1 protein-coding gene and 1 pseudogene are annotated in these 486 nt (G+C 45.7%); both read right to left on the reverse strand.

The window, feature by feature from the left end; translation table 11 throughout:
- On the reverse strand, positions 1-245 hold a 245-nt coding region (locus tag BP621_RS00740), incomplete at its 3' end, for a monomethylamine:corrinoid methyltransferase (RefSeq protein WP_394339274.1).
- Positions 246-264: 19 nt separating this feature from the next.
- Positions 265-486 (reverse strand): annotated as a pseudogene (locus tag BP621_RS00745) (monomethylamine corrinoid protein 1); the annotation flags it as partial.

The following is a 486-nucleotide window of genomic DNA, read 5'->3' on the forward strand; positions in this document are numbered from 1 at the left end:
CTGTGGGTATCGGTACAGTAAATCCCACAGTCAAGGAGCATCTCAAAGCCTGCTCTGAAGAGCTTTTCCATCATATCCTTGTCTGTCGGGACAAACTCTCCCTTGAAGTCAAGCCCGTACTTCTGCTTGAGCTCCATTGCCTTCATTGGAATCTTCATAAGATCCCAGTCATCCAGGGTACACTTTTCTCCTACTTTTGCCCTGTCATAGAAATCATAGCAATCAAAGGATTTTCTAAATGTCATCTCTTTTTGCCTCCCAGGATTATTTCATTACCTCAAGTGCTACTTTTGCAGCCTCGGCAGCATTTTCTGCAGTTGCATCCGCTCCGATCTCAGCAATCCATTTATCAGATACGGGAGCTCCTCCGAACATGCACTTTACGCTGTCCCTGAGGTTCTCTTCTCTGATTCTGTCCATGAGATCTTTTTGACCAAGCATGGAAGTGGTCATCAGGGCAGAGCCTACTAAAAGGACTTTTTCTCC

This window comes from Methanosarcina sp. UBA5, assembly GCF_002505485.1.
Lineage (GTDB): Archaea > Halobacteriota > Methanosarcinia > Methanosarcinales > Methanosarcinaceae > Methanosarcina.